General features: G+C 66.1%; 18 protein-coding genes, 1 tRNA gene, 1 other RNA gene, 1 pseudogene and 1 riboswitch. Of the genes and pseudogenes, 12 read left to right on the top strand and 9 right to left on the bottom strand.

Annotated features, from left to right (window positions below; genetic code table 11):
* Nucleotides 1–170 precede the first annotated feature (170 nt).
* The 3 genes from MJ783_RS02595 (at nt 171) to MJ783_RS02605 (ending at nt 2366) form a co-directional block, all read left to right on the top strand.
* Nucleotides 171–371 carry a peptidoglycan-binding protein gene (locus MJ783_RS02595; RefSeq protein ID WP_239308289.1) on the top strand — a complete coding sequence of 67 codons (201 nt, stop codon included), beginning with the start codon at nt 171–173 and terminating at the stop codon, nt 369–371.
* A gap of 363 nt (nt 372–734) precedes the next feature.
* Nucleotides 735–901: riboswitch (cyclic di-AMP (ydaO/yuaA leader) on the top strand.
* Between the two features lie 5 nt (nt 902–906).
* The gene (locus MJ783_RS02600; RefSeq protein ID WP_239308290.1) at nt 907–1638 is read left to right on the top strand and encodes a transglycosylase family protein; all 732 of its coding nucleotides are present in this window, start codon (nt 907–909) and stop codon (nt 1636–1638) included.
* Nucleotides 1639–1931: 293 nt separating this feature from the next.
* Nucleotides 1932–2366, top strand: coding sequence for a DUF3151 domain-containing protein (locus MJ783_RS02605; protein ID WP_239308291.1), 435 nt, complete (start codon nt 1932–1934; stop codon nt 2364–2366).
* Nucleotides 2367–2551: 185 nt separating this feature from the next.
* On the opposite strand, the gene MJ783_RS02610 is transcribed toward MJ783_RS02605, so the two are convergent.
* Both MJ783_RS02610 and MJ783_RS02615 read right to left on the bottom strand, forming a co-directional pair.
* Nucleotides 2552–3784 carry an adenosylmethionine--8-amino-7-oxononanoate transaminase gene (locus tag MJ783_RS02610; RefSeq protein WP_370651417.1) on the bottom strand — a complete coding sequence of 411 codons (1233 nt, stop codon included), beginning with the start codon at nt 3782–3784 and terminating at the stop codon, nt 2552–2554.
* 561 nt (nt 3785–4345) lie between these two features.
* A tRNA-Ser gene (locus MJ783_RS02615) sits at nt 4346–4430 on the bottom strand.
* Between the two features lie 132 nt (nt 4431–4562).
* Between MJ783_RS02615 and ffs the strand changes: the two genes are divergently transcribed.
* The 6 genes from ffs (at nt 4563) to MJ783_RS02645 (ending at nt 10345) form a co-directional block, all read left to right on the top strand.
* An RNA gene (gene ffs, locus MJ783_RS02620) (signal recognition particle sRNA small type) lies at nt 4563–4659 on the top strand.
* Between the two features lie 90 nt (nt 4660–4749).
* Complete coding sequence (locus tag MJ783_RS02625) at nt 4750–7089, top strand: DNA polymerase III subunit gamma and tau (RefSeq protein ID WP_239308293.1); 2340 nt, start codon at nt 4750–4752, stop codon at nt 7087–7089.
* A 108-nt stretch (nt 7090–7197) separates the two neighbouring features.
* Nucleotides 7198–7620: a YbaB/EbfC family nucleoid-associated protein gene (locus MJ783_RS02630; protein WP_239308294.1), complete on the top strand. Its 423-nt coding sequence runs from the start codon at nt 7198–7200 to the stop codon at nt 7618–7620.
* Nucleotides 7621–7681: 61 nt separating this feature from the next.
* Nucleotides 7682–8278, top strand: coding sequence for a recombination mediator RecR (recR, locus tag MJ783_RS02635; RefSeq protein WP_239308295.1), 597 nt, complete (start codon nt 7682–7684; stop codon nt 8276–8278).
* A 246-nt stretch (nt 8279–8524) separates the two neighbouring features.
* Nucleotides 8525–8971 carry a hypothetical protein gene (locus MJ783_RS02640; protein ID WP_239308296.1) on the top strand — a complete coding sequence of 149 codons (447 nt, stop codon included), beginning with the start codon at nt 8525–8527 and terminating at the stop codon, nt 8969–8971.
* Between the two features lie 123 nt (nt 8972–9094).
* A complete protein-coding gene (locus MJ783_RS02645) occupies nt 9095–10345 on the top strand; it encodes a Fic family protein (protein ID WP_239308297.1) in 1251 nt (416 codons plus the stop codon).
* Between the two features lie 63 nt (nt 10346–10408).
* Here MJ783_RS02645 and MJ783_RS02650 read toward each other — a convergent pair whose 3' ends face one another.
* The 6 genes and pseudogenes from MJ783_RS02650 to MJ783_RS02670 all read right to left on the bottom strand — a co-directional run bounded on the left by MJ783_RS02650 (nt 10409) and on the right by MJ783_RS02670 (nt 15343).
* Nucleotides 10409–11413 carry a zinc-dependent alcohol dehydrogenase family protein gene (locus tag MJ783_RS02650; RefSeq protein ID WP_239308309.1) on the bottom strand — a complete coding sequence of 335 codons (1005 nt, stop codon included), beginning with the start codon at nt 11411–11413 and terminating at the stop codon, nt 10409–10411.
* Between the two features lie 185 nt (nt 11414–11598).
* Entirely contained in the window at nt 11599–12183 is a 585-nt protein-coding gene (locus tag MJ783_RS02655; protein ID WP_239308298.1) for a TerD family protein, read from the bottom strand.
* 491 nt (nt 12184–12674) lie between these two features.
* Complete coding sequence (locus MJ783_RS02660; protein WP_239308299.1) at nt 12675–13025, bottom strand: hypothetical protein; 351 nt, start codon at nt 13023–13025, stop codon at nt 12675–12677.
* Complete coding sequence (locus MJ783_RS02665; protein ID WP_239308300.1) at nt 13022–13555, bottom strand: hypothetical protein; 534 nt, start codon at nt 13553–13555, stop codon at nt 13022–13024. Before MJ783_RS02665 ends, MJ783_RS02660 begins: the two co-directional genes overlap by 4 nt.
* 63 nt (nt 13556–13618) lie before the next feature.
* Nucleotides 13619–13738, bottom strand: a pseudogene (locus MJ783_RS23505) (hypothetical protein); the annotation flags it as partial.
* Between the two features lie 309 nt (nt 13739–14047).
* Complete coding sequence (locus MJ783_RS02670; protein WP_239308301.1) at nt 14048–15343, bottom strand: nitrous oxide reductase family maturation protein NosD; 1296 nt, start codon at nt 15341–15343, stop codon at nt 14048–14050.
* A 797-nt stretch (nt 15344–16140) separates the two neighbouring features.
* On the opposite strand from MJ783_RS02670, the gene MJ783_RS02675 reads away from it, so the two are divergent.
* Nucleotides 16141–17409: an aspartate kinase gene (locus MJ783_RS02675; protein WP_239308302.1), complete on the top strand. Its 1269-nt coding sequence runs from the start codon at nt 16141–16143 to the stop codon at nt 17407–17409.
* Complete coding sequence (locus MJ783_RS02680) at nt 17406–18548, top strand: aspartate-semialdehyde dehydrogenase (protein ID WP_239308303.1); 1143 nt, start codon at nt 17406–17408, stop codon at nt 18546–18548. The genes MJ783_RS02675 and MJ783_RS02680 overlap by 4 nt, the downstream gene beginning before the upstream one ends.
* A gap of 365 nt (nt 18549–18913) precedes the next feature.
* Here MJ783_RS02680 and MJ783_RS02685 read toward each other — a convergent pair whose 3' ends face one another.
* A complete protein-coding gene (locus tag MJ783_RS02685) occupies nt 18914–19117 on the bottom strand; it encodes a cold-shock protein (protein ID WP_013872098.1) in 204 nt (67 codons plus the stop codon).
* Between the two features lie 841 nt (nt 19118–19958).
* On the opposite strand from MJ783_RS02685, the gene MJ783_RS02690 reads away from it, so the two are divergent.
* A partial coding sequence (locus MJ783_RS02690; RefSeq protein WP_239308304.1) for an aldo/keto reductase occupies nt 19959–20893 on the top strand: 935 nt, incomplete at its 3' end.

The following is a 20893-nucleotide window of genomic DNA, read 5'->3' on the forward strand; positions in this document are numbered from 1 at the left end:
CCAGCTCGTCGAGTCCAAGCAGCGCCAGCGCCAGCCCAGACAGCACCGGTTCGTCGGACAGCAGCTCGTGGCAGGCACGCTCATACGGCAGAAGCGGTTCCTCGCGTTGGGCATGGCGCGCGGCGAACGCGGCCACCCCGTCGACCGCTGTCGCTGCCGCTGCCACGCCTTTGACGACCGATCTGGTCGACCAGGTGCGACCGGACGTGCGGTCGTGGCAGCAGCAGATGAATGGTCTTGGTTACAACATCCAGATTGATGGTCAGTACGGACCGGAGTCGGCTGGTGCGGCGAGCCATCTCCAGGCTGACAAGGGCCTGACGGTGGACGGAATCTGCGGACCGCAAACCTGGACGGCCACCTTCAGCTGAGCCTGAACCGAACAGCTACCGCCTGACGGCTACGAAACTGATATAGACCCCGCGCACGACGAGTCGGGCCGGCCACACCAAGGTGACAACAAACACAACAGATAAACACTATAACGACCGGCCCGATTACTCGTCGTTACAAAAACCCAACACAAGCAACCCTCCAGCGGAGCTTTCCCAATCACCAGGTACAGTTCTCAGTTTGGCCCACATAGTTCATTCGGGGGATGTAGGCCAGATCCATGTAGTTCATCCGACACCCCGATTTGCTTCGAAAGAGCCAGGCTCGCTAGAGTCCTCCCCACTCGCCAGATCGGCGAGGCCGCGCGAACGGACGCCGAATCCCGTCCCCGTCCGCCGCGGCAGGATCTACCGCGAAGCCGCTAGGACGGGATCGGGGGAACCACATCCGGATACCGGAGACGCCGGTGTCCTTGGGGTGAAGCCGGCGACGCGCATGGGCGTCACCGGCCGGGCATGTTCCCAGCCCGAACCCGACAGCTCACCTCGTAGGCGACGGGAAGGACCGACCCACATGCCGTCTGTTGGCAGGCACCGCGCCCCGCAACAGTCGTCCACCGCCGTCAAGGTCCTGCGCACCACCGGTGCTGTCACAGCACTCGTGGGCAGTGGTCTCGCCGTCGCGGCCAGCCCAGCGAGCGCCGCGACCGCCGACGACTTCGCCAAACTCCGCCAGTGCGAGTCCGGTAACAACTATCACATCAATACCGGTAACGGTTTCTACGGCGCCTACCAGTTCGACGCCGGGACCTGGCATGGCCTTGGTTATTCCGGTCTTCCCAGCGACGCGCCACCGGCACTGCAGGACGATGCCGCCCACAAGCTCTACAACGCTCGCGGCTGGTCCCCCTGGCCGTCCTGCTCAGTCAAGATGGGCCTGACCAACAACGGCCCAGCACCGCAGACAGCGGCAGCCGTGCCCAGCACCGAGGTGGTCCAGCAGGCGGTTGCCCCAGCGCAGCCTCCGATGACCTTGGAACGCGCGAAGGCTCAACTGGCATCGTCAAACTTCGCCGGCACAACCCTTTCCACCGCGCTGGCCGGTGAAGTTCGCGCTGACGCTTACGTCTGGCAGAGCACGATGCGTGAGAAGAAGTTCATTCTGCAGGTGGACGGCCGCTTCGGCGGGGAATCCCAGGGTCTCGCGTCGCTGTACAGCTATCTGACCCGGGTCGACGACGGACAGACCGGTGTGGTCGGTAAGAACCTCTGGGACATCACCGTCACCAGCCCGTCGGCGCTGTGAGCGCGGGCACGCGTAAAAAGCTCCGGCAGTAGGGTGTCCGGTCAGACAGCGGCGTCCGGATGGATGGATCGCGAGGGCTGCGGAGGAGTGCGCCGGAGGTGTTGGGCGGCGCGAGCCGGACAGTCCTGTTGCCGGGCGCTCTGAACCGCGGTTTCCCGGCTGTCCGAAGACGATGTCGGCTTCGGCCCCCGATCCCGCGGCGGACCTGATGGCCCACCCCCCTCCCACCAGGTCCGCCGCGTGAAAGCTCCCCACGCGATGCGGCATGAGCGCGATCCGGCAGGATGGGCCTCATGACGACATCCCCCGAACGGCCGGATCTCCTTGGCGGTCCGCCTCCGACAAGGCTCGCTCTCGATCCGGCCGCCGCCAGGGCCCTCAGCGCCGGCGATGCCCCGGAGGCTGTCGCGGGCCGCTTCCCGGACTCAAGCCTTGCTTGGGCGATGTTGGCCGAGCGCTCCCTGGACGCGGGCGCGGCTGTCACGGGCTACGCCTACGCGCGGACCGGGTACCACCGCGGTCTGGACCAGCTGCGCCGTGCCGGTTGGCGCGGGCATGGGCCGATCCCGTGGTCCCATGAGCCCAACCAGGGCTTCCTGCGCGCGCTCGCGGCGCTGAGCCGTGCCGCCGCCGCCATCGGTGAAACCGAGGAGGCCGCCCGCTGCCGGGAGTTCCTCGCCGACAGCGATTCCGAGGCATCCGGCGCGCTGGGCTTCACAAGCGACTGAGCCGCTTGTGGATACCGGTCGCGTTGTACCCGGTTATAGCGGACTGTCCGGCTCGCGGCGTCCGGGTGGGGCATCCCGTCGTTGTCGTCGGTCGCCACCCAACACCAGGGTGACTCCCTCCGCCGCCTCGCGATGCACGCACCCCAGCCCCGCTCCTTGATCCACGCCCCTATTGCCGGGCGCTCTTAACCGACCTGTGCGGCGGCGTGCAGCGCGCACGTGATCGCGTTGATGTCGGCATCGGTCGAGATGAACGGCGGCATGGTGTAAAGGAGATCCCGGAACGGCCGCAGCCAGACGCCGTTGCGCGACGCGGCCCTGGTCGCGGCCGGCACGTCCACCGGATGATCAAGTTGGACAACCCCGATCGCGCCCAGGACCCGCACATCGGCGACTCCGGGAAACGCGGCCACGGACGACAGCCCGCTCGCCAGCCGGGCCTCGATACGGGCGACCGAAGCCGCCCACCCCCCCTCCGTGAGCAGGTCCAGTGACGCGTTGGCTACCGCACAGGCGAGCGGGTTCCCCATGAAGGTCGGGCCGTGAGCCAGCACCGGCATCTCGCCCCGCGAAATCCCCCGGGCGACCTCCTCGGAGCACAAGGTGGCGGCCAGCGAGAGATAGCCGCCGGTCAGGGCCTTCCCCACACACATGATGTCGGGGCTGACACCGGCGTGTTCAACCGCGAACAGCCTCCCAGTACGCCCGAAGCCGGTGGCGATCTCATCAAGGATCAGCAACACGTTGTGGTCGCACGCCAGCTCCCGCAGTGCCCGGACGTAGCCGGGGCTGTGGAAGGTCATCCCACCGGCACCCTGGACCACTGGTTCCACGATGATCGCCGCGATCTGGTCAGCGTTGCGGGCCAGCAGGTCCGCGAAGTCCGCCAGATACCTCGGGTCGGTCGGGACATCGAAGCCAACGGGTGGCTGGTCCGCGAAGACCTGGGCCGGCAGCACCCGCCTCCAGAGCTGATGCATGCCGCCGACCGGGTCGCACACGGACATCGGATGGAATGTGTCGCCGTGATAGCCCCCGCGCCAGGTCATCAGCCGAACCTTCTCCGGACGCCCCGTCGACCGCCAGTACTGGATCGCCATCTTGGCGGCGACCTCGACGGACACGGAGCCGGAGTCCGTGAGGAACACGTGGCGCAGCGGCTCAGGCGTCATCTCCACCAGCCGGGCGGCCAGCCTGATCGCCGGCTCGTGGGTCAGGCCGCCGAACATCACGTGGCTCATCTTTGCCGCCTGGGCATGCAGGGCTGCGTCCAGAGCGGGGTGCGCATAGCCGTGGATGGCGGCCCACCAGGAGGACATTCCGTCGATCAGCTCAGACCTGCCTTCGACTGGCCTCGCCAGGCGCAGGCGTGTCCCGGACGCGGATTCGACGAGGAACGTCTCATGTGTGGAGGGCATCGGCCCATAGGGATGCCAGACGTGCGCCTGGTCGAGCGCAAGCAGGCGATCGGCCGACAGGGCTGTCCGGCTGCCCAGGCCCACCTGGCCGGGCAGGCCGGTGGGGCTACTCGATGACACATCACCCTCCAGGGTCGGGACACGCGGCGCAGGGCCGGAGATTCTTTGACGGCTCGTGTCTGTGTGGTGCTCAGTCGTAGCGGCCGACACGTCCGCGGACGCGGATGCTGCCGGCATGACGGGCCCTGCCGGCATGCCGGATGCTGCCGACATGGCAGCCTGCCGCGGCGACGGCCCGGCTTCTGCCGGGGGCGCCGGACCGGATCGTTATGGGATCATGGGGTGGTCCTCGGGCATGCGCAGGCGCTACCAGCATGTGACCGACCCGATGTTGCATGAGGCGGCGGGCACGGTCAGCTGGCTGCGGTGGGACGCACCCTGGCGCGGGCGAGCAGCCCTTGCCGGGCGAATGAGACCAGAAACAAGACCACACGATCAGGGATCGGTTCTCATAATCGGAAGGCCTGCGGCCCCTGCCCTGACAGAGCTGCATGATCGCTGCGGAGGATGAGGGATTCGAACCCTCGAGGGGTTGCCCCCAACACGCTTTCCAAGCGTGCGCCCTAGGCCACTAGGCGAATCCTCCGCTGACGAGCTTATCGGATCCCAGCGGCATCAACGCCGCCGGGCATCAAGATCCATTACGCTCAGCCAAACGATGACTCGCGGATCACCGATGCGCCGCTGAAGATCCATCCAGCAGGCCTTAGACTCCCTTGCAGACCCCTCGCGCGGCGTCACCCTCGTGAACTCCCCCAGGGCCGGAAGGCAGCAAGGGTAAGCAGGCTCTGGCGGGTGTGCGAGGGGTCGTCCTCTTCGCGGGGCCATGAGCCCGACGAGAGCCCTGATCCCTGGCAACGCCCGGGATGCCGACGGAGCGAGCGACGGAGTAGGCCGGTGATCGTGTGAGCGGCGCGCTGTACAACCGGTACCGCCCAGCGACCTTTGCCCAGGTCGTCGGCCAGGAGCACGTCACCGGCGCGCTCATGCAGGCGCTACGGACCGGCCGCCTCCACCACGCCTACCTGTTCAGCGGCCCGCGTGGATGTGGCAAGACGTCATCCGCACGCATCCTCGCCGCATCCCTGAACTGCGTGAACGGACCGACGCCCGAACCGTGCGGAGTGTGCGAGCAGTGCGTGTCGATCCGTCGCGGTATGTCCATGGACGTCACCGAGATCGACGCCGCCTCCCACGGGCTGGTGGATGATGCCCGCGATCTGCGGGAACGTGCTTTCTTCGCGCCAGCCTCGGCGCGGTTCAAGGTGTATGTCGTCGACGAGGCCCACATGGTCACAGCGGCGGCTTTCAACGCCCTGCTCAAAGTCGTCGAAGAACCACCCTCTTACCTGAAGTTCGTGTTCGCGACCACCGAGCCCGACAAGGTCATCGCCACCATCCGCTCCCGCACCCATCACTACGCGTTCCGACTCGTGCCGCCCGGGGCACTGCGCGACCACCTCACGTCGGTCTGCGCTTCGGAGGGGGTCGACGTCGACCCGGCGGTGCTGCCCCTGGTGGTGCGAGCCGGCGCTGGCTCCGTGCGTGACTCGCTGTCCGTGCTCGACCAGCTGCTCGCCGGTGCCGGGCCGGATGGCCTTTCCTACGATCGGGCGGTCGCGTTACTCGGGATGACCGATGGCGTCCTGCTGGACGAAGCGGTCGACGCCCTTGCCGCGCGGGACGGCGCCACCGCGTTCACCGTTGTCGACAAGGTCGTCTCCTCCGGGCACGACCCCCGCCGTTTCGCCATAGATCTGTTGGAACGGCTACGAGATTTGATCATCCTTGCGGCGGTGCCGGACGCTCCCGCCAAGGGGCTGCTGGAGAACTACTCGGCCGACCAGCTTGAGCGGATGGGCAGCCAGTGCGGCCGGATGGGCCCGGCCGAGCTTTCCCGGGCCGCGGATGTCGTGCATGCCGGTCTCAAGGAGATGCGCGGGACGACCAGCCCGCGGCTGCTGCTCGAACTGGTCATGGCACGGACGCTGCTACCCGCTGCCGGGTCCGACCCATCGGCCCTGTTGGTCCGCCTCGAGCGGTTGGAACGGCAAGCGGACGCGGGCGGCGGCGCCGGTCCGGCGCATGCCACGGCAGCGACCGGCAGCCCGGGACCATCGCGGCCGGCCGCGCACATGCAGACAGCATCCACTCCGGTTCCGGCCGCCGCCGGAAAGCCCGTTCCCACGGTTGCCCCGGGCCCGGCAGAACCGCCCTCCCCCGCTCGATCTTCCGGGGGTCCCGCGGCCGGAGCACGCCCATCACTCACATCCGGCGCCACCGCGGTGACACCATCCACCACTGGGACCGAGGTGGGACGGCTGCACGCGGCGTGGGATGACGTGCTACGTGCGGCCAGGTCGCGCAAGCCCGCCACCCATGCCCTGCTTCAGGAGTACGCCTCCGTCACCGATGTTCGTGGTGACGAGGTCATCCTCGCGTTCACGGTCGCGACGATCGCCCGGATGTTCGGCCAGGGCAGCAACATCGAGGTCCTACGCGCCGCGCTGACCGAAATTCTGGGCGGGACCTGGCGGATCACCATCGCGACAGCCGGCGGGTCGACGGGTGGCGCTGCCGGTGCACCGCCCGGATCCGGTGGATCACATGGCTTTGGTGCCGCCGGGGGCTTCGTCCAGGGCGGCAGGCCGCCAGGCCGCCCGAGCGAGAATCATGGGCTGGTGCCAGCCGGCTTCGGTGCGCCATGGGCTTCGACCGGGCCAGTGCACGCTGTGGCCGTCATGCCCCCGCCACCGGCAGCACCCCCGATGACGGCAGCACCTCCACCGACGCGGCCGGGGCCACCGGCGGCCGCGCGGCACGCGGCCGGGCTCGCGGGCGCGTCCGCGCCTTCGGCGCAGGCTCCGCCGGCCGGGCCGATCCGTCATGCGGCGACGACCGCCGACCGGTCGGGTTCACCCGCCGTGGGCAACGGTCATGCCAGCGCCCAGGCAGGCGTGGATGTGACAGGACGCTCGCCCATGTACCCGCCATCGTCAGCAACGCCGGCGGCGCCAACAACGTCAGCTGCGGCGCCAACAGCACCGGTGACACCAACAACACCGATGACGCCAACAGCACCGGTGACGGCAACGGCCAGCCACGGCGACATCGACGATGAAGCCTCCCCTGACGACGATGACGCGCCAGCCCACCCAGAGGCGTCGCTGTCGGGGGAGGCCGCCGCGATGGCATTGCTGCGGTCCGATCTCGGCGCCACTGTCATCGAGCAACCCGCCGACTGAGCGCGCCAGGAGACCAGCCGGATATCCGCGGGCACACCCAACCAGCTGGACCGCGAATCGCGGCCTTCCCCGCAAGGTGTATCGGAACCCGGACGTAGGCTCAGGGACATGTCGAACCCGCAGACACCTGGGCCGGACTTCGGCCAGTTCCTCATGCAGGCCCAGCGGATGCAGGCCGAGTTGATGAACGCCCAGCAGGAGCTCGCCGGCACCAGGGTGGAGGGCACCGCCGGCGGAGGCCTGGTGAAAGCCACTGTGACTGGCGGCGGCGAGCTGGTCGATCTCACCATCAGCCCCGCCGCGGTCGATCCGGCCGACACCGAGACCTTGGCGGACCTCGTCCTCGCGGCCGTCCGGGACGCCGCCGGCAATGCGCGCGGGCTTGCCTCGGATCGCATGGGCCAGGTCACCGGCGGGCTCGGCGACGCCCTCGGCGGGCTCGGTATTCCCGGCGGACCGCCAGGTCCGGCGGGCCGGTCAGGTCTAGCAGGCGGATCCGGGCCGGGTTCTGACACCTCGGGCCTGGGGTGACAGCCATGTCGATGGACGGCTGGGCCGTATCTGGTAACCGCATCGGGGCAGGTCAGTAACGATGTACGAGGGGATCGTCCAGGATCTGATCGACGAGCTCGGTAGGCTGCCGGGTATCGGCCCGAAAAGCGCGCAGCGGATCGCTTTCCATCTTCTTTCCGCGGACCCCGCTGATGTGCGGCGCCTCGCGGCCACGTTGAACGAGATCAAAGACAAGGTACGGTTCTGCCGGCTCTGCTTCAACGTCGCGCAGGCGGAACTGTGCCGGATCTGCTCGGACCAGCGGCGTGATCCAGAACAGATCTGCGTCGTCGAGGAATCGAAGGACGTCATCGCCATCGAGCGGACGCGGGAGTTCCGAGGGCGTTATCACGTTCTTGGCGGCGCAATCAATCCGATCGGCGGAATAGGCCCTGACGATCTGCATATCCGGGAGCTGATCGCTCGGCTGGCCGATGGAACGGTGACCGAGCTGATTCTCGCGACAGATCCGAACACCGAAGGTGAAGTCACCGCGTCCTATCTGGCTCGGCAGATCGCTCCGATGGGCGTGAAGGTCACCCGCCTGGCCAGTGGCCTACCGATGGGCGGCGACCTGGAATGGGCGGACGAGGTGACTCTCGGCCGCGCCTTCGAAGGCCGTCGCGTCGTCGCCTGACCGGGCGCTCCCCGGTCAGGCGCTGTTGGGATAGACAGTGTTACCCCGCATCGCGCGTGGCGGCGTGCGAACGCCTCTCGGCTACTGTGGGCAACTCCTGTCGAGTTCAGCAGGACGGCGCGGCCGCATCCCTCCCGCGCCGCCTTTGGCCGCGAGGAAAGAGACATACAGCCTGTTCAGGTGACGTTCGCGGCCCGGTCGTCCGCGCGCGGATGAACTCCTACGACCCTCAGGAGCGCACAACAAATGATCATTAGTGCACATGTAGGTGCGGGAGCGCTGCTCGGGACGGCAGTACGCCGGCCGCTGCCCGCGTTTGCGGTGGGCTTCGCCTCCCATCTGGCAATGGACATGCTGCCGCACTGGGGTACCGGCCCAGGGCTGAGCTGGATCCCGGTCGCCCGGCGCGACGGCGTGGCAGGGCTGATCGCAATGGGCCTTCTGACCGCGGCCGCGCCACCCGGCCGGCGGCTCGCGGTGCTTGCCGGTATGAGTGGGGCATGCCTTCCCGACACCGACAAAATCGGAATCTACTTCGCCGGACGCAGTCCATGGCCGGGCCGCTTCGACCGCTTCCACGGACGCATCCAGCGGGAGTCCGCCGATCTGTTGCCCCGGGATGTACTCGTCGCCGCCACGCTCAGCGCAACTGCGGCCGGGCTGCTACACCTGCTGGGCCGGGGCAGGAGTTGAGCGGCCTCCGGGCGGCGGCCAGCCCAAGAGCCAGGGGTCCGGCGAATCGTCGCGAAGCGGCTATTCGGGGAAAGGCCGTAGTGTTGGCTGGTGTCGAAGTGCTGAAAACAGAGGAATCCGGCGATGGGTCGATACGGGGAACAACTCTGGTCCCCGAACCCGGCCGCGCCGTTGCGCGGACGCCGCACAGGGGTGTATCGCCCGTACTATCCTGATCCGCTGGCCGGGTCTCCGCCGGTCCTTCACAAGGATCTCATCGCGCGCGCGACAGCGATCGAGGTGGGCATCCGATCACTGACCAGCACGGTCGTGGTGAGCCTGGACCAGCTGGCAGATTTTCTGCTGCGCGCCGAGGCAGTCGCGTCGTCCCGGATCGCGGGAATCCAGGTCGCTCCCCAGCAGGTCGCCTTGGCGGAGTTCGCCGCTGGAGCCGGCTCCGACAATGTCGTCGAGGGTTTCAGCGTGAACGCCCGCCGGGTCGCCCGCAACATCGCCGCGCTCCGGCGCGCGGTCACCGATCTTCCCGGCACTGAGGCCATCACCGTGGACGGTATTGTCAGCTTGCAGCGCACCCTGCTGCCAGGCCACCGGCACACCGGCCCGCGATCCGTCCAGACCTGGCTCGGCGGGAGCGAATGGAACCCCCTCGACGCGGCCTTCATACCTACGCCACCGTCCGATGTGGTCAGGCTGATGACCGATCTTGTCGCCTATGCTTCAGGCGACGCTCACCCACCGCTGATCCAGGCTGGGCTCGTCCACGCCCAGTTCGAGACCATCCAGCCATTCGACAACGGCAACGGGCGGGTGGCACGGACGCTGATCCATGCCGTGCTCGCCCGCCGAGGATTGGTCACACCCGCCGTGCTGCCGATCAGCCTCGCCTTTGTGAGCCGCTCCGACAGGTATGTGACGGCGCTGGCCGCCTACTGCCATGATGGCCCGCCTGGTGGCCGAGCCGCCCACGCGGCGCTGAACCAGTGGCTGACCTTCTTTCTCGACTCCCTGGTCGTGGCGATCGAGGAGGCCCGTACGTTCGCCGAGGAGATCGCCGAACTACGCCGGTCCTGGGATGCCAGACTGACAGCTTTCCGCGAGCGAACAGTCGCGGTCCGCAACCGGCCGCGAGAACCCGCGACAGTCGATCGGTTACTCACCGTACTATCCACCTCCCCTGTGATCACAGCAACCAGCGCGGCGCGCATCCTGGACGTGTCCGTGCAGGCCGCGTGGGCGGCAGCCGAGGAGCTTGTCGGCGCGGGCATCCTGCGCCGCCGGCAGATCGGACGTGGCGCCACCGGGTACCTCAACCGGGAAATATCAGACTTGCTGACTTCCGCCGAACGCCGACTGCTGGCGGTCAAACAAGGCTGACCAGCGCCTCCCTGGGAGCGCCACGCCCGACGACCGCTACGTACCGCGCCGCCCCCGCGCTGTTCAGCCGGCCGGGAGCAGGACCGCGGCGCCGTTCACCCGGTCCGAGGCCAAGTCGATCAACGCCTGGTCCGCTCGGTCGAGCGGATACAGCTGGACCGTGACCGCGAGCCGATGCCGCCGCGCGATCCCGAGAAACTCGCGCCCGTCCGCCCGGGTGTTCGCGGTCGTGCTACGCAGCGTCCGTTCCTGGAACAGGTGGCGCTGATAGCTCAGCACCGGCACATCGGAGAGGTGGATACCGGCGACCGACAGCGTCCCGCCGCGGTCCAGGGCCCCCAGCGCGACCGGGACCAGGTCGCCAACCGGGGCGAACAGAATGGCTGCGTCGAGCGGCTCCGGCGGGGCGTCGTAGGCCCCGCCGGCCGAAGACGCGCCGAGCGCGAGCGCGAGCTGTCGCGCATCCTCGGAGCGGGTCATCACGTGGACCCTCGCGCCCTGCGCCAGTGCCACCTGCGCGGCAAGGTGGGCGGATGCGCCAAAGCCGTATACCCCAAGCCGGCCACCGGCCGGGAGCTCAGCGCGACGCAGCGCCCGGAATCCGACGATTCCTGCGCACAGCAGCGGTGCCAGTTCAGCATCGGAATAACCATCCGGCAGCCGGTAGGCGTAGTCCGCCCGGGCCACGGCGTACTCGGCATAACCGCCGTCGGCATCCCAACCGGTGTAGCGGGAGGTCAGACACAAATTCTCCGCGCCGCGGCCGCAGTAGGTACATGTCCCGTCGGTCTCCCGCAGCCAGGCGATTCCCAGCCGATCACCGATAGCAACACCTTTCACCGCAGGGCCGACTGCGTCGACATAACCGACGATCTCGTGCCCGGGAACGGTGTTGGGCCTGCGCGGTCGCAGATCGCCCTCGGCCAGATGTAGGTCCGTACGGCAGACCCCACAGGCTACGACCTGTAGACGCACCTCGCCGGCAGCCGGCTCTGGCACGGGGACGGCCGTGCGCCGCAGCGGTCGCGCCGTCGCCGGAGCCGGTGTGGTGACCTGCCAGGCCGTCATCATCGGTGTCATGCCCTTGATGTTCCCCGATCAGCCCGCTGCATTACCGCTTACCGCTTGCCGCCCATACGCTGTCACCGTCGGCAAAACCGCCCTCGGTGGACGGTGACCTGAAGTATCGCCGTCCACCGACGGATCATGCCATATAGGCGAAAAGAGCCAGATGATACGTTGAAAGCGATGCGTCAGATGTTGACGCCATGATCACGGGCGAGACCGCCGAGGTCGTTGTGGCCCTGGCCAACCGCACGGAACTTCCACTCGGCGCCGTTGCGGTAAACCTCACCGAAAATGACTACCGTCTCAGTGGAGTAGTCCTCGGAAAGATCATAACGGACCAGCTCAGTGCCGGTCTGGTCGACGACACGGATGTAGGCGTTGCGCACCTGGCCGAAGTTCTGGTGCCGGTCCTGCGCACCGTAGATCGACACCGGAACGACAATCTTGTCGATGTCGGCCGGCACCTGGCCAAGGTTGATGACGATCGACTCGTCGTCCCCCTCACCCGCGCCGGTGAGATTGTCGCCGGTGAGCGTGATGGCGCCCTCCGGGGACTTCAGGTTGTTGAAGAAGACAAAATGCTCGTTGGTGAGAGCCTTACCGTCTGCCTTCACCCCGATGGCGGAGGCGTCCAGGTCGAAGTCGGTGCCAGTGGTGGTGCGAGCGTCCCACCCGAGCCCAACCGTCAACGCGGTGAGCTGAGGTGTGCCCGCGTCGGCGGCCTGTTTGGTAAGGCTGACGTTGCCGCCCTTGGCAAGGCTGATGGCCATCTGTAGATCGTCTCCTCTGATCGGTCCGCGTCGGTGCGGATCGTCCCGTGCAGGTACAGACTTACCCCAGGAACCTCCGGCGACGCGAAAAGGTCATGATCGCGCGACTTGGGCTTAAGAGCGCCCGGCAACAGGGGACGCGGCATTGCGGGGTTGGGGTGCGCACCTCGCGTCATCGCTCCCCAGCCATCGCCGCGCGATGCACGCACCCCAGCCTCACTCCTTGATCAACGCCCCTGTTGCCGGGCGCTCCAACAGCTACGAAAGAACCTTCGCACACGCTAGGGCACACGCTAGGGCACCCGCCTACAGTCGGTCCGGTTGGGTGCGGTAGGGGCCCGGCAGTGCCATCACTGGTGACAGATGTCAACACCACCCAGCGACGACCATGGTCATACCCGATGCACTCTGTGGACGCAGGATCGGAGCGGCTGCTGGAACTGCGCCGACCGAAGCCCAAGCATCCTGGTCTCCCAAGAACCCGGGGCGGTTCATTCCGTATTATCGACGATGATTTTTCCAATCCTATCACCCTGCGGCGTGTTATTGAGCCAACAGGTGAATCCCCAGCGGTTTGCATCAAAACCCTGGTATGAATGCTTTATTCGCATCAATGCATCGGCGACGGAGTCACCCCAAGGGGAAAATCCGCCATCCGTTATTTCACCAATCTCAACAAGATTTTCAACAACAAGATAATTAATCGTTTCAATAACTTCTCGATGAACAGAATCCTCGTCAGTCGATGACAGAAAGCGTCGCGCAAGCGAATCGACAGCCAGCAGCGGGACCCAGTCATCAAGGCCGGCTTTGAGTATTTCTTTGGCCAACAAATCAATCATGGGAGATGAACCTTGACATGCGTACCATCGGCCTTGAAAATATCGATTGTCTCCCCTCCTGACCTACTGCTCTCGCGGAACCCGACCTTGGTGCCGTCTTGCAGCTCAACGAACTTACCCGGATAACCCGACTGCACCGGTATCCCATCTCTGGAGATATCAGCGAATACCTGTCGCATTTCCTCTGGCGTATCAACTTCCAGGTTCGGCGGAGTGCGACCAGTTCGCAACTTCGACAATACATCGTCGATGCACTCTGTGGACGCAGGATTGGAGTGGCTGCTGGAACTACTGGATCTTCCGCTGGAACCACCGCTGGAGTGGCCGCTGGAACCACCGTTGGCGCTCGATACCGCGGCGGACACGCCGCCGATGAGACCGCCCACCACCGCGCCACCCGCAACCACACCCCCGGTCTCGGCCGCGATCGTGACCCCACCACCGAGCACGAGCGCACCTGAAGCGAGCGCCACACCACCGGCCTCAACCAGACCACACGGCTCAAGAACGATGCACGCCGCAGTACCCACAACCACCGCACCGATACCGAGGCCGGTACCGACCTTGCACCAGAACCCACACAGCCCACTCGGATCCGCGTCGTTAAGCGGATTCCCCCCGACATACCCATACGGACTACGCGTGAGATCCAGAGCCGGGTCGACCGTCAAAAACCGCGCCGTCACCGGATCGTAAAAACAAGCCCGCCGAATTCGAGTCCCGCTACTACCCGCAGGACGAAGCTGCTATGCCGACCGAAGCGCAGGCATCCCGGTCTCCAAAGAACCCGGGGCGGTTCATTCTGTATTTTCGACTCAATCATGGAAATCGAAGCAGACACTGCCAGCAAGGAGCCTTGCGCGCAACAGATCGGCCGATGAGTTGTTGGTTCGCGTAACGCTCTGTTCGCCGCGGGCATCGACGACTTCATACAGCTGGAAACAGTGACCGCGGGTGGCCCGAAACCTCATGAGCCACCCGCGGTCCTACAGCGATGAGACTGTTACCGCGCGCGGAGAGCGTTACCGCGCGCAGGGCACGTTGAACAGCCCGCTCGCCGCCGCGGTGACGGTGTTGGTGCAGGAAACGGTGTTCTTGGTCTTGTCCGGCTTGTCAACGCTGACACCAAAGCCGGGACCGCGGACGTCGAGCTTGTTGCCGGTGATGATGTTTCCCATTCCCCAGCCGTCGACGACGACATGGGTCTGGATACCATCCTTCGGGCTGTTGACACCGACGTTGCCCTCGATGAGCCAGTTGTTGCCCTTCACGTCGACCCACGAATCCGCGTAGTTGTCACCCGTGATGGCGGAGCCGTCGAAGGTGTTGCTCCGCAGGACGCCACCGGTTGTGGCTTCCTTGATGTCAACCGCCTCCGCGGTCACTCCGTTGATTGCGTTACCGATAATCTGGTTACGATCGGAGTTATCCGGCTTCCCACCGCTGAACTTTGCCCAGTTCGACTCGGCCGAGCCGATGTAGATGCCCTCGCCGAAGCCCGGATCCTTGCGCCCGGTACCGCTGACCGTCGACCCGGCGACGATGTTGTCAGTCGAGAAGTTCCGTAGGTGGATGCCCTCGTCACCGATGTTCCGCACCAGCAGTCCGGTGATGACCGCCCCGCTGGTCTGGTCGGTCATCACCCCCTTCTGGCCGTCCTGGACCGTGAAACCCTCCAAGCGCCAGTAATCGGCGTTGTCAAGGTGAAAGACATAGCCACTGTTGATCGACCCACCATCGAGCACTGCGTTGCGTGAGCCACGCACCGTGATCGGGGCCTTCGCGGTCGCCGCCCGGTTGGCGACGAAGTGCCCGCTGTACTGCCCGTCCGCGAGTTGGATGAGATCCCCTGGCCGGGCGTTCGCGAGCGCGGCGGTCAACTGCTGGGTGGTCGACACCCCGACCTGACGCAACGGCGCCGGCGGCACCGGAATCCCCGTCAGCCCGGCAACCAGGGCTGGCAAGGCCGATGCGGCGGCAGGCGCTGAGGCCTGGGCGGTCGCTGTGGCTGCCGGAGACGAAACAACCGACCCGGCAGACAGCGTGCTCCCGGTAGCCGTGGGAGCCGCGGGCGTCTGGATCGGTGCCTGGTTTCCCGCGGGGGCCGCCGTGCTATGGGCGGGTTGCGTCAGGCTCGAATCGGCTGGCTTGCACGCGGCAAGCCCACCGGTCAGGAGAACAGCGGACAACACCACGGTGGCTGGTAGCCGGCTGGCAGCCGAGTGGCGCCCGGCACGGCGCTCCTGGGAGCACTCGGCCACGTCGCCCAGCGGAGAGGCGCCTCGAGGGCCCACGCCTAGTGCCTCGGTGCTTGCCACGGGACTCCACCGGGCACTGCAGTTGATCATCACTGGCTCTCTAAGCCTTTCGTAGGTCCCAATCTTGGTGTCCCCCCCAAGTAGGACGAAAGGAGCATAGCGGTGAACCGGCCCGCATCCTCATGGGCCCCCACGATGCGCGAACGTCAGCCACCATCCGTAATAGCAGCATCATATGCATGAAAGAAAAATTAATGATTATCGGTTGACAAACCAACGAAGAACCCACTTCAACCCACATCATAAAAATGTGACCAACCAGCAGCGCCGTGCCACCACTGGAACACTCGGTGAAACAGCGCCAGGCAAGCCATCTCACACATGACCCACGCGTAACCCACACATGTCCCACCGCGTACATCATTACGCCCCACGCAAAATAGCGGTTAAGAGGCTTCCGGCAGCGGGGCGTCCGAGCAGGAAGCGGCGTCGCGAGGCTGGGGCCCGCGCCTCGCGTCATCGCTCCCCGGCCATACGCCGCGCGATGCACGGGCACCCCAGCTCGTCAATCGCCACCCACCACCAGAGCGGCTCCCTCCACCGCCTCGCGATGCACGCGCCCCAACCCCGCTCCTTGATCTAAACCTCTATTATCGAATGCTTAATTTTTTTGAAAATTCCAAAAAACTATTTTCAAAATCAAAAAAATATGATAACGGCCGCCGTGGCGGCAACGCCTCGTTCCCCAGCGCGGGCAAGACGGCCGCCCGCTCCGGTGGGGCAATCTGATCGCCCACCCGAAAGCACCGTGACCGCAGCTCTTCTCCGTCCCCTGAGTGCCAAGTAGCCTGGGCCCCATGGCGGTCGTGGTGACGAAGTTCGGCGGTTCCTCCGTCTCGGATGCCAACCGGATCAAACGGGTCGCCGAACGGATCGTGTCTCAGCGCCGTTCCGGCGACGATGTGGTGGTCGTGGTGAGCGCGATGGGTGACACGACCGATGACCTGCTGGAACTCGCCGAACAGATCACGCCGGTACCACCGGCCCGAGAGCTCGACATGCTGCTCACCGCCGGTGAACGCATCTCGATGGCACTGCTGGCCATGGCGATCTCAAACCTGGGTGCCGAGGCACGGTCGTTCACGGGCTCCCAGGCAGGAGTGATCACTACTTCGGCGCATGGCAAGGCCCGCATCATCGATGTCACACCGGGACGCATCCGTGACGCTCTGGACTCAGGTGCGATCGCGATCGTCGCCGGTTTCCAGGGTGTCAGCCAGGATACGAAGGACGTGACGACACTCGGTCGAGGTGGGTCGGACACGACCGCTGTGGCCCTCGCGGCCGCCTTGCGGGCTGATTTCTGCGAAATATACACCGATGTGGACGGCGTTTTCACCGCCGACCCGCGTATCGTGCCGGACGCACGCCGCATCGAGCGCATCTCATATGAGGAAATGATGGAGATGGCGGCCTGCGGCGCCAAAGTGCTCATGCTTCGGTGCGTCGAGTATGCCCGCCGCTACACCGTCCCCGTCCACGTCCGTTCCTCGTTCTCCTCGAAGCCGGGTACGTGGGTCACCGAGATTCCGGAGGCAGATCTCGTGGAACAGGCCATCATCCGCGGAGTCGCACACGACCAGAGCGAGGCGAAGGTGACCGTGGCCGGCTGCCCGGACAAGCCCGGCGTGGCCGCTGCCGTCTTCCGAGCCGTCGCTGACGCGGACGTCAACCTCGATATGATCGTGCAGGTCGGTTCGGTCGCCGGCACCGGGCGGACCGACATCTCCTTCACCCTCCCGAAAGCCGACGGCCGTACCGCGCTGACCGCGCTGACGAAGGTCCGTGGCCAGATTGGCTTCGAACGGACCCTGTACGACGATCACATCGGCAAACTCTCCCTGATCGGCGCCGGGATGAAGTCGCATCCAGGGGTGTCAGCCCGTTTTTTCGGCGCGCTCGCGGACGCCGGGGTCAATGTAGAGATCATCTCAACCTCCGAGATCCGGATCTCGGTCGTCATCCGCGACACCGACCTGCCCGTAGCAGTCCGGGCCGTCCACAGTGCCTTCGACCTCTCCGATCCCAACGGCCAGGCCGTCGTGTACGCGGGCACCGGCCGATGACGACACACACTGCCGCCCACCGCCCAACACTCGCTGTAGTCGGCGCGACCGGTGCGGTCGGCACCGTGATGCTGTCGCTGCTGACGGAACGCCCGAACATCTGGGGAGAGATCCGCTTGATCGCTTCCGCCCGGTCCGCTGGGCGGAAACTGCGGCTGCGCGGCAGGGACGTCGAGGTGCTTGCGCTGGCTCCCGAGGTCTTCGACGGCGTCGACATCGCGATGTTCGACGTTCCGGATGAGGTCTCCAAGGAGTGGGCACCGGTCGCCGCGTCCCGTGGGGCTACCGTGGTCGACAACTCGGGCGCTTTCCGGATGGATGCCGACGTCCCGCTCGTCGTCCCCGAGGTGAACGCGCAGGCTGCGGCGAGGCGACCTCGTGGGATCATCGCCAACCCGAACTGCACGACGCTGTCAATGATCGTCGCGGTTGGCGCGCTACACCGGGTGTTCGGGCTGGACTCCCTGGTGGCGACCTCTTACCAGGCAGCGAGCGGAGCGGGCCAAGCCGGTATCGACACGCTGTACGCCCAGCTCGCGGTCGTCCTCAATGCCGGGCTCGCCCGCCGCAACATGCCGGCCGACGCGGCCAGCCTGCCCGCCGACGCGGGTGGCGAGATCGAGCTCAGACTCGGACAGAGTGCCGGAGACGTCCGCAAGGCGATCGGGGAGAACGGGCTCGGCCCGTTCCCCGCGCCGCTCGCGCTGAACGTGGTGCCGTGGGCCGGTTCCTACAAGGACGGCGGCTGGTCGTCCGAGGAAATTAAGATCCGGAACGAGTCACGGAAAATCCTCGGGCTCCCCGGCCTCAGGGTATCCGCGACCTGTGTCCGGGTACCGGTCGTGACGACCCACGCGGTGGCGGTACACGCGTGGTTCGCGCGTCCGGTAACGGCGGATGAGGCACGAGCCGTCCTGCGCGCGGCGCCAGGTGTGGCGGTCCTGGACGACCCGGCCGCAGGGGATTTCCCAACGCCGGCAGATGTCGTCGGTACCGATCCGACCTGGGTCGGGCGGATCAGGCAATCGCCCGACGACCCGTGTGAGCTCGCCATGTTCGTCTGTGGCGACAACCTCCGCAAGGGTGCGGCCTTGAACACCCTGCAGATCGCCGAACTCCTGGTGTCCCACGGTCGATAGTCCCCCGCGTCGGCGTGGTTGACGGAAATTTTGCTACGAGCGTTCCATCCGGCGGATACGCTCGGCAAAAAATCCGGCAGCGCGGCGAGGGGCGTGCCCCAGCCCCGCGACGCCGCAGTCCTCTGTTACCGGGCGCTCCTATTCAACAAAAAAGATGGCAGCTGACGGACCCGACATATTCGAGCGCACGTCAGCGGCTATGCGGAAACACGCAATCTACCAGAAAAGAAACAACACGAAAAAGAAACGCGATGCGTTATGAATCCGAACGTGTCGCCCGCCACCGACAGATAACGAAGGCCCGCCTCCTCAGCTGGGGATGGCGGACCCTCGCCCTACGACTGTGGAGTTACGTCCCTCGTGGCTCAGACGACCCGAACGGCGTCAGCCTGTGGACCCTTCTGTCCTTGGGTCACTTGGAACTCGACCCGCTGCCCTTCTTCCAGGCTCTTGTACCCGTCCATGTCAATCGCGCTGTAGTGGACGAAGACATCCGAACCGCCGCCGTCCACGGAGATGAAGCCGAAGCCCTTCTCCGAGTTGAACCACTTAACCGTGCCCTGAGCCACGTGCCGTTCTCCCTGCTGGTGCAGTCAGGACCCACACCGCGCGGGCCCCGGACCGTCTGAAGTGAGATTTTGGCGCTCCCACGACAGTGTTCGCCGTCCGCGTCCCTTGTAGACGCCAACCGCCGAACTTGGCCATGGAAGACGCTACACGGCTACAGGCCATCACGGGAGGTCTCCGGGGAAGGAAGTCCACTACATACCTCACGTAGCGGATGGCGGCGCATCGCCCGAGGTAACCCACCGCGACTACCGGTCGCGGGCACCTCCATCGTCCGCGCCGGCAGAGCGCCGCGGCCGGCCACCGTCAGGGCGTGCCACCAGAACTGCCCATGGTCAACGCCTCCAGGGAGCCGATCGTGGCTACCAGCCCCCGAGGCGGCTGACACCCCCGGGACCGGCCTGGGTGTTCCTATGCGGCCCGGCCGCGTACTCATGGCGCGGGCATCCCACCTGCCAGCCGGCAGATAACCCGTACCACCAATATGACTACTCATAGTAAAAATCATGGTGCATATTTCACCAGCGGATCACCGTGCGACCATCCAATGACCCGGGCTGTCCAACGCCCGCGGACGACACGCCCAGACCGCCCGCGACCAGACGGCATTCCCGCTCGCCGCCGCGCACCGGCCCTGGCCGGCCGCGGCGGAGGCCGCTCATCTTCAGGAATGTCAACAAGACAAACATGACATTACTGACATTCCTGGCCGCGGGACTTCCGGTCGCGTGAATGCTTTCATGCTGGAGAAGCCGGTACGGTCCGGTCGGAGCCAGCCGCCTGGATCCCAGGAGTCCTCGTTCCACCCAGATCCGGAGTCTCGCATGGGGGTACACACTGACCATGACCCTTCCTACAATGCTCTTGGGCCCGACCGGTTTGAACATCACCCGGGTTGGCTTCGGCGCCTGGGCGATCGGCGGTGCGGAGCACGCATTCGGATGGGGCGCCCAGGACGACGATGAATCGGTGGCCGCCATTCGGCATGCCGTCGAGCACGGCGTGAACTGGATCGACACAGCGGCTGTATACGGCCGCGGGCACTCCGAGGAGGTCGTGGCACGGGCGCTCGCGGACATCGGCGAAGCCGACCGGCCATACGTGTTCACAAAGTGCGGCATGACCTGGAAATCAGATCATGACCTGTTGCCCGCCAGAGTGGGCTCGCCCGAGTCGATCCGCCGTGAGGTCAACGCGTCCCTGCGACGATTGAAGATCGAAAGAATCGATCTTTACCAACTGCACTGGCCGCCGAAGGACGGCACACCGATCGAGGATTCCGTCGCGACACTGCACGAACTGCGCGCGGAAGGAAAGATCCGGTCGGTGGGCGTGTCCAACTTCGACGTCGACCTGCTCGAGCGTGCCGCATCCGCGGGCGGGGTTGATGTTCTCCAGCCGCCGTTCTCAGCGATCAAGCGGACCGTGGCCACGGACATCCTGCCGTACTGCGCCAAGCACAACATCGGGGTAATCGTCTACAGCCCGATGCAGTCGGGGCTGCTCAGCGGGGCATGGTCAGCGCAGCGATCGGCCGACCTCCCGGCCGACGACTGGCGGCGCGCCTCACCGGACTTCACCGGCGAGGCACTGCACAGCAACCTCGCTCTCGCTGACATCCTGCGAACGGTGGCAAAAAGGCACAACACGACCGTCGCCTCGGTAGCCGTCGCCTGGACCCTCGCGTTCGACGGTGTGACCGCGGCGATCGTCGGCGCGCGCAGGCCAAGCCAGGTCAATGGATGGATCACGGCCGCCACCCTCGCGCTGACCGCGGA

The organism is Protofrankia sp. Cj3 (assembly GCF_917627355.1).
Classification (GTDB): Bacteria; Actinomycetota; Actinomycetes; order Frankiales; family Frankiaceae; genus Protofrankia.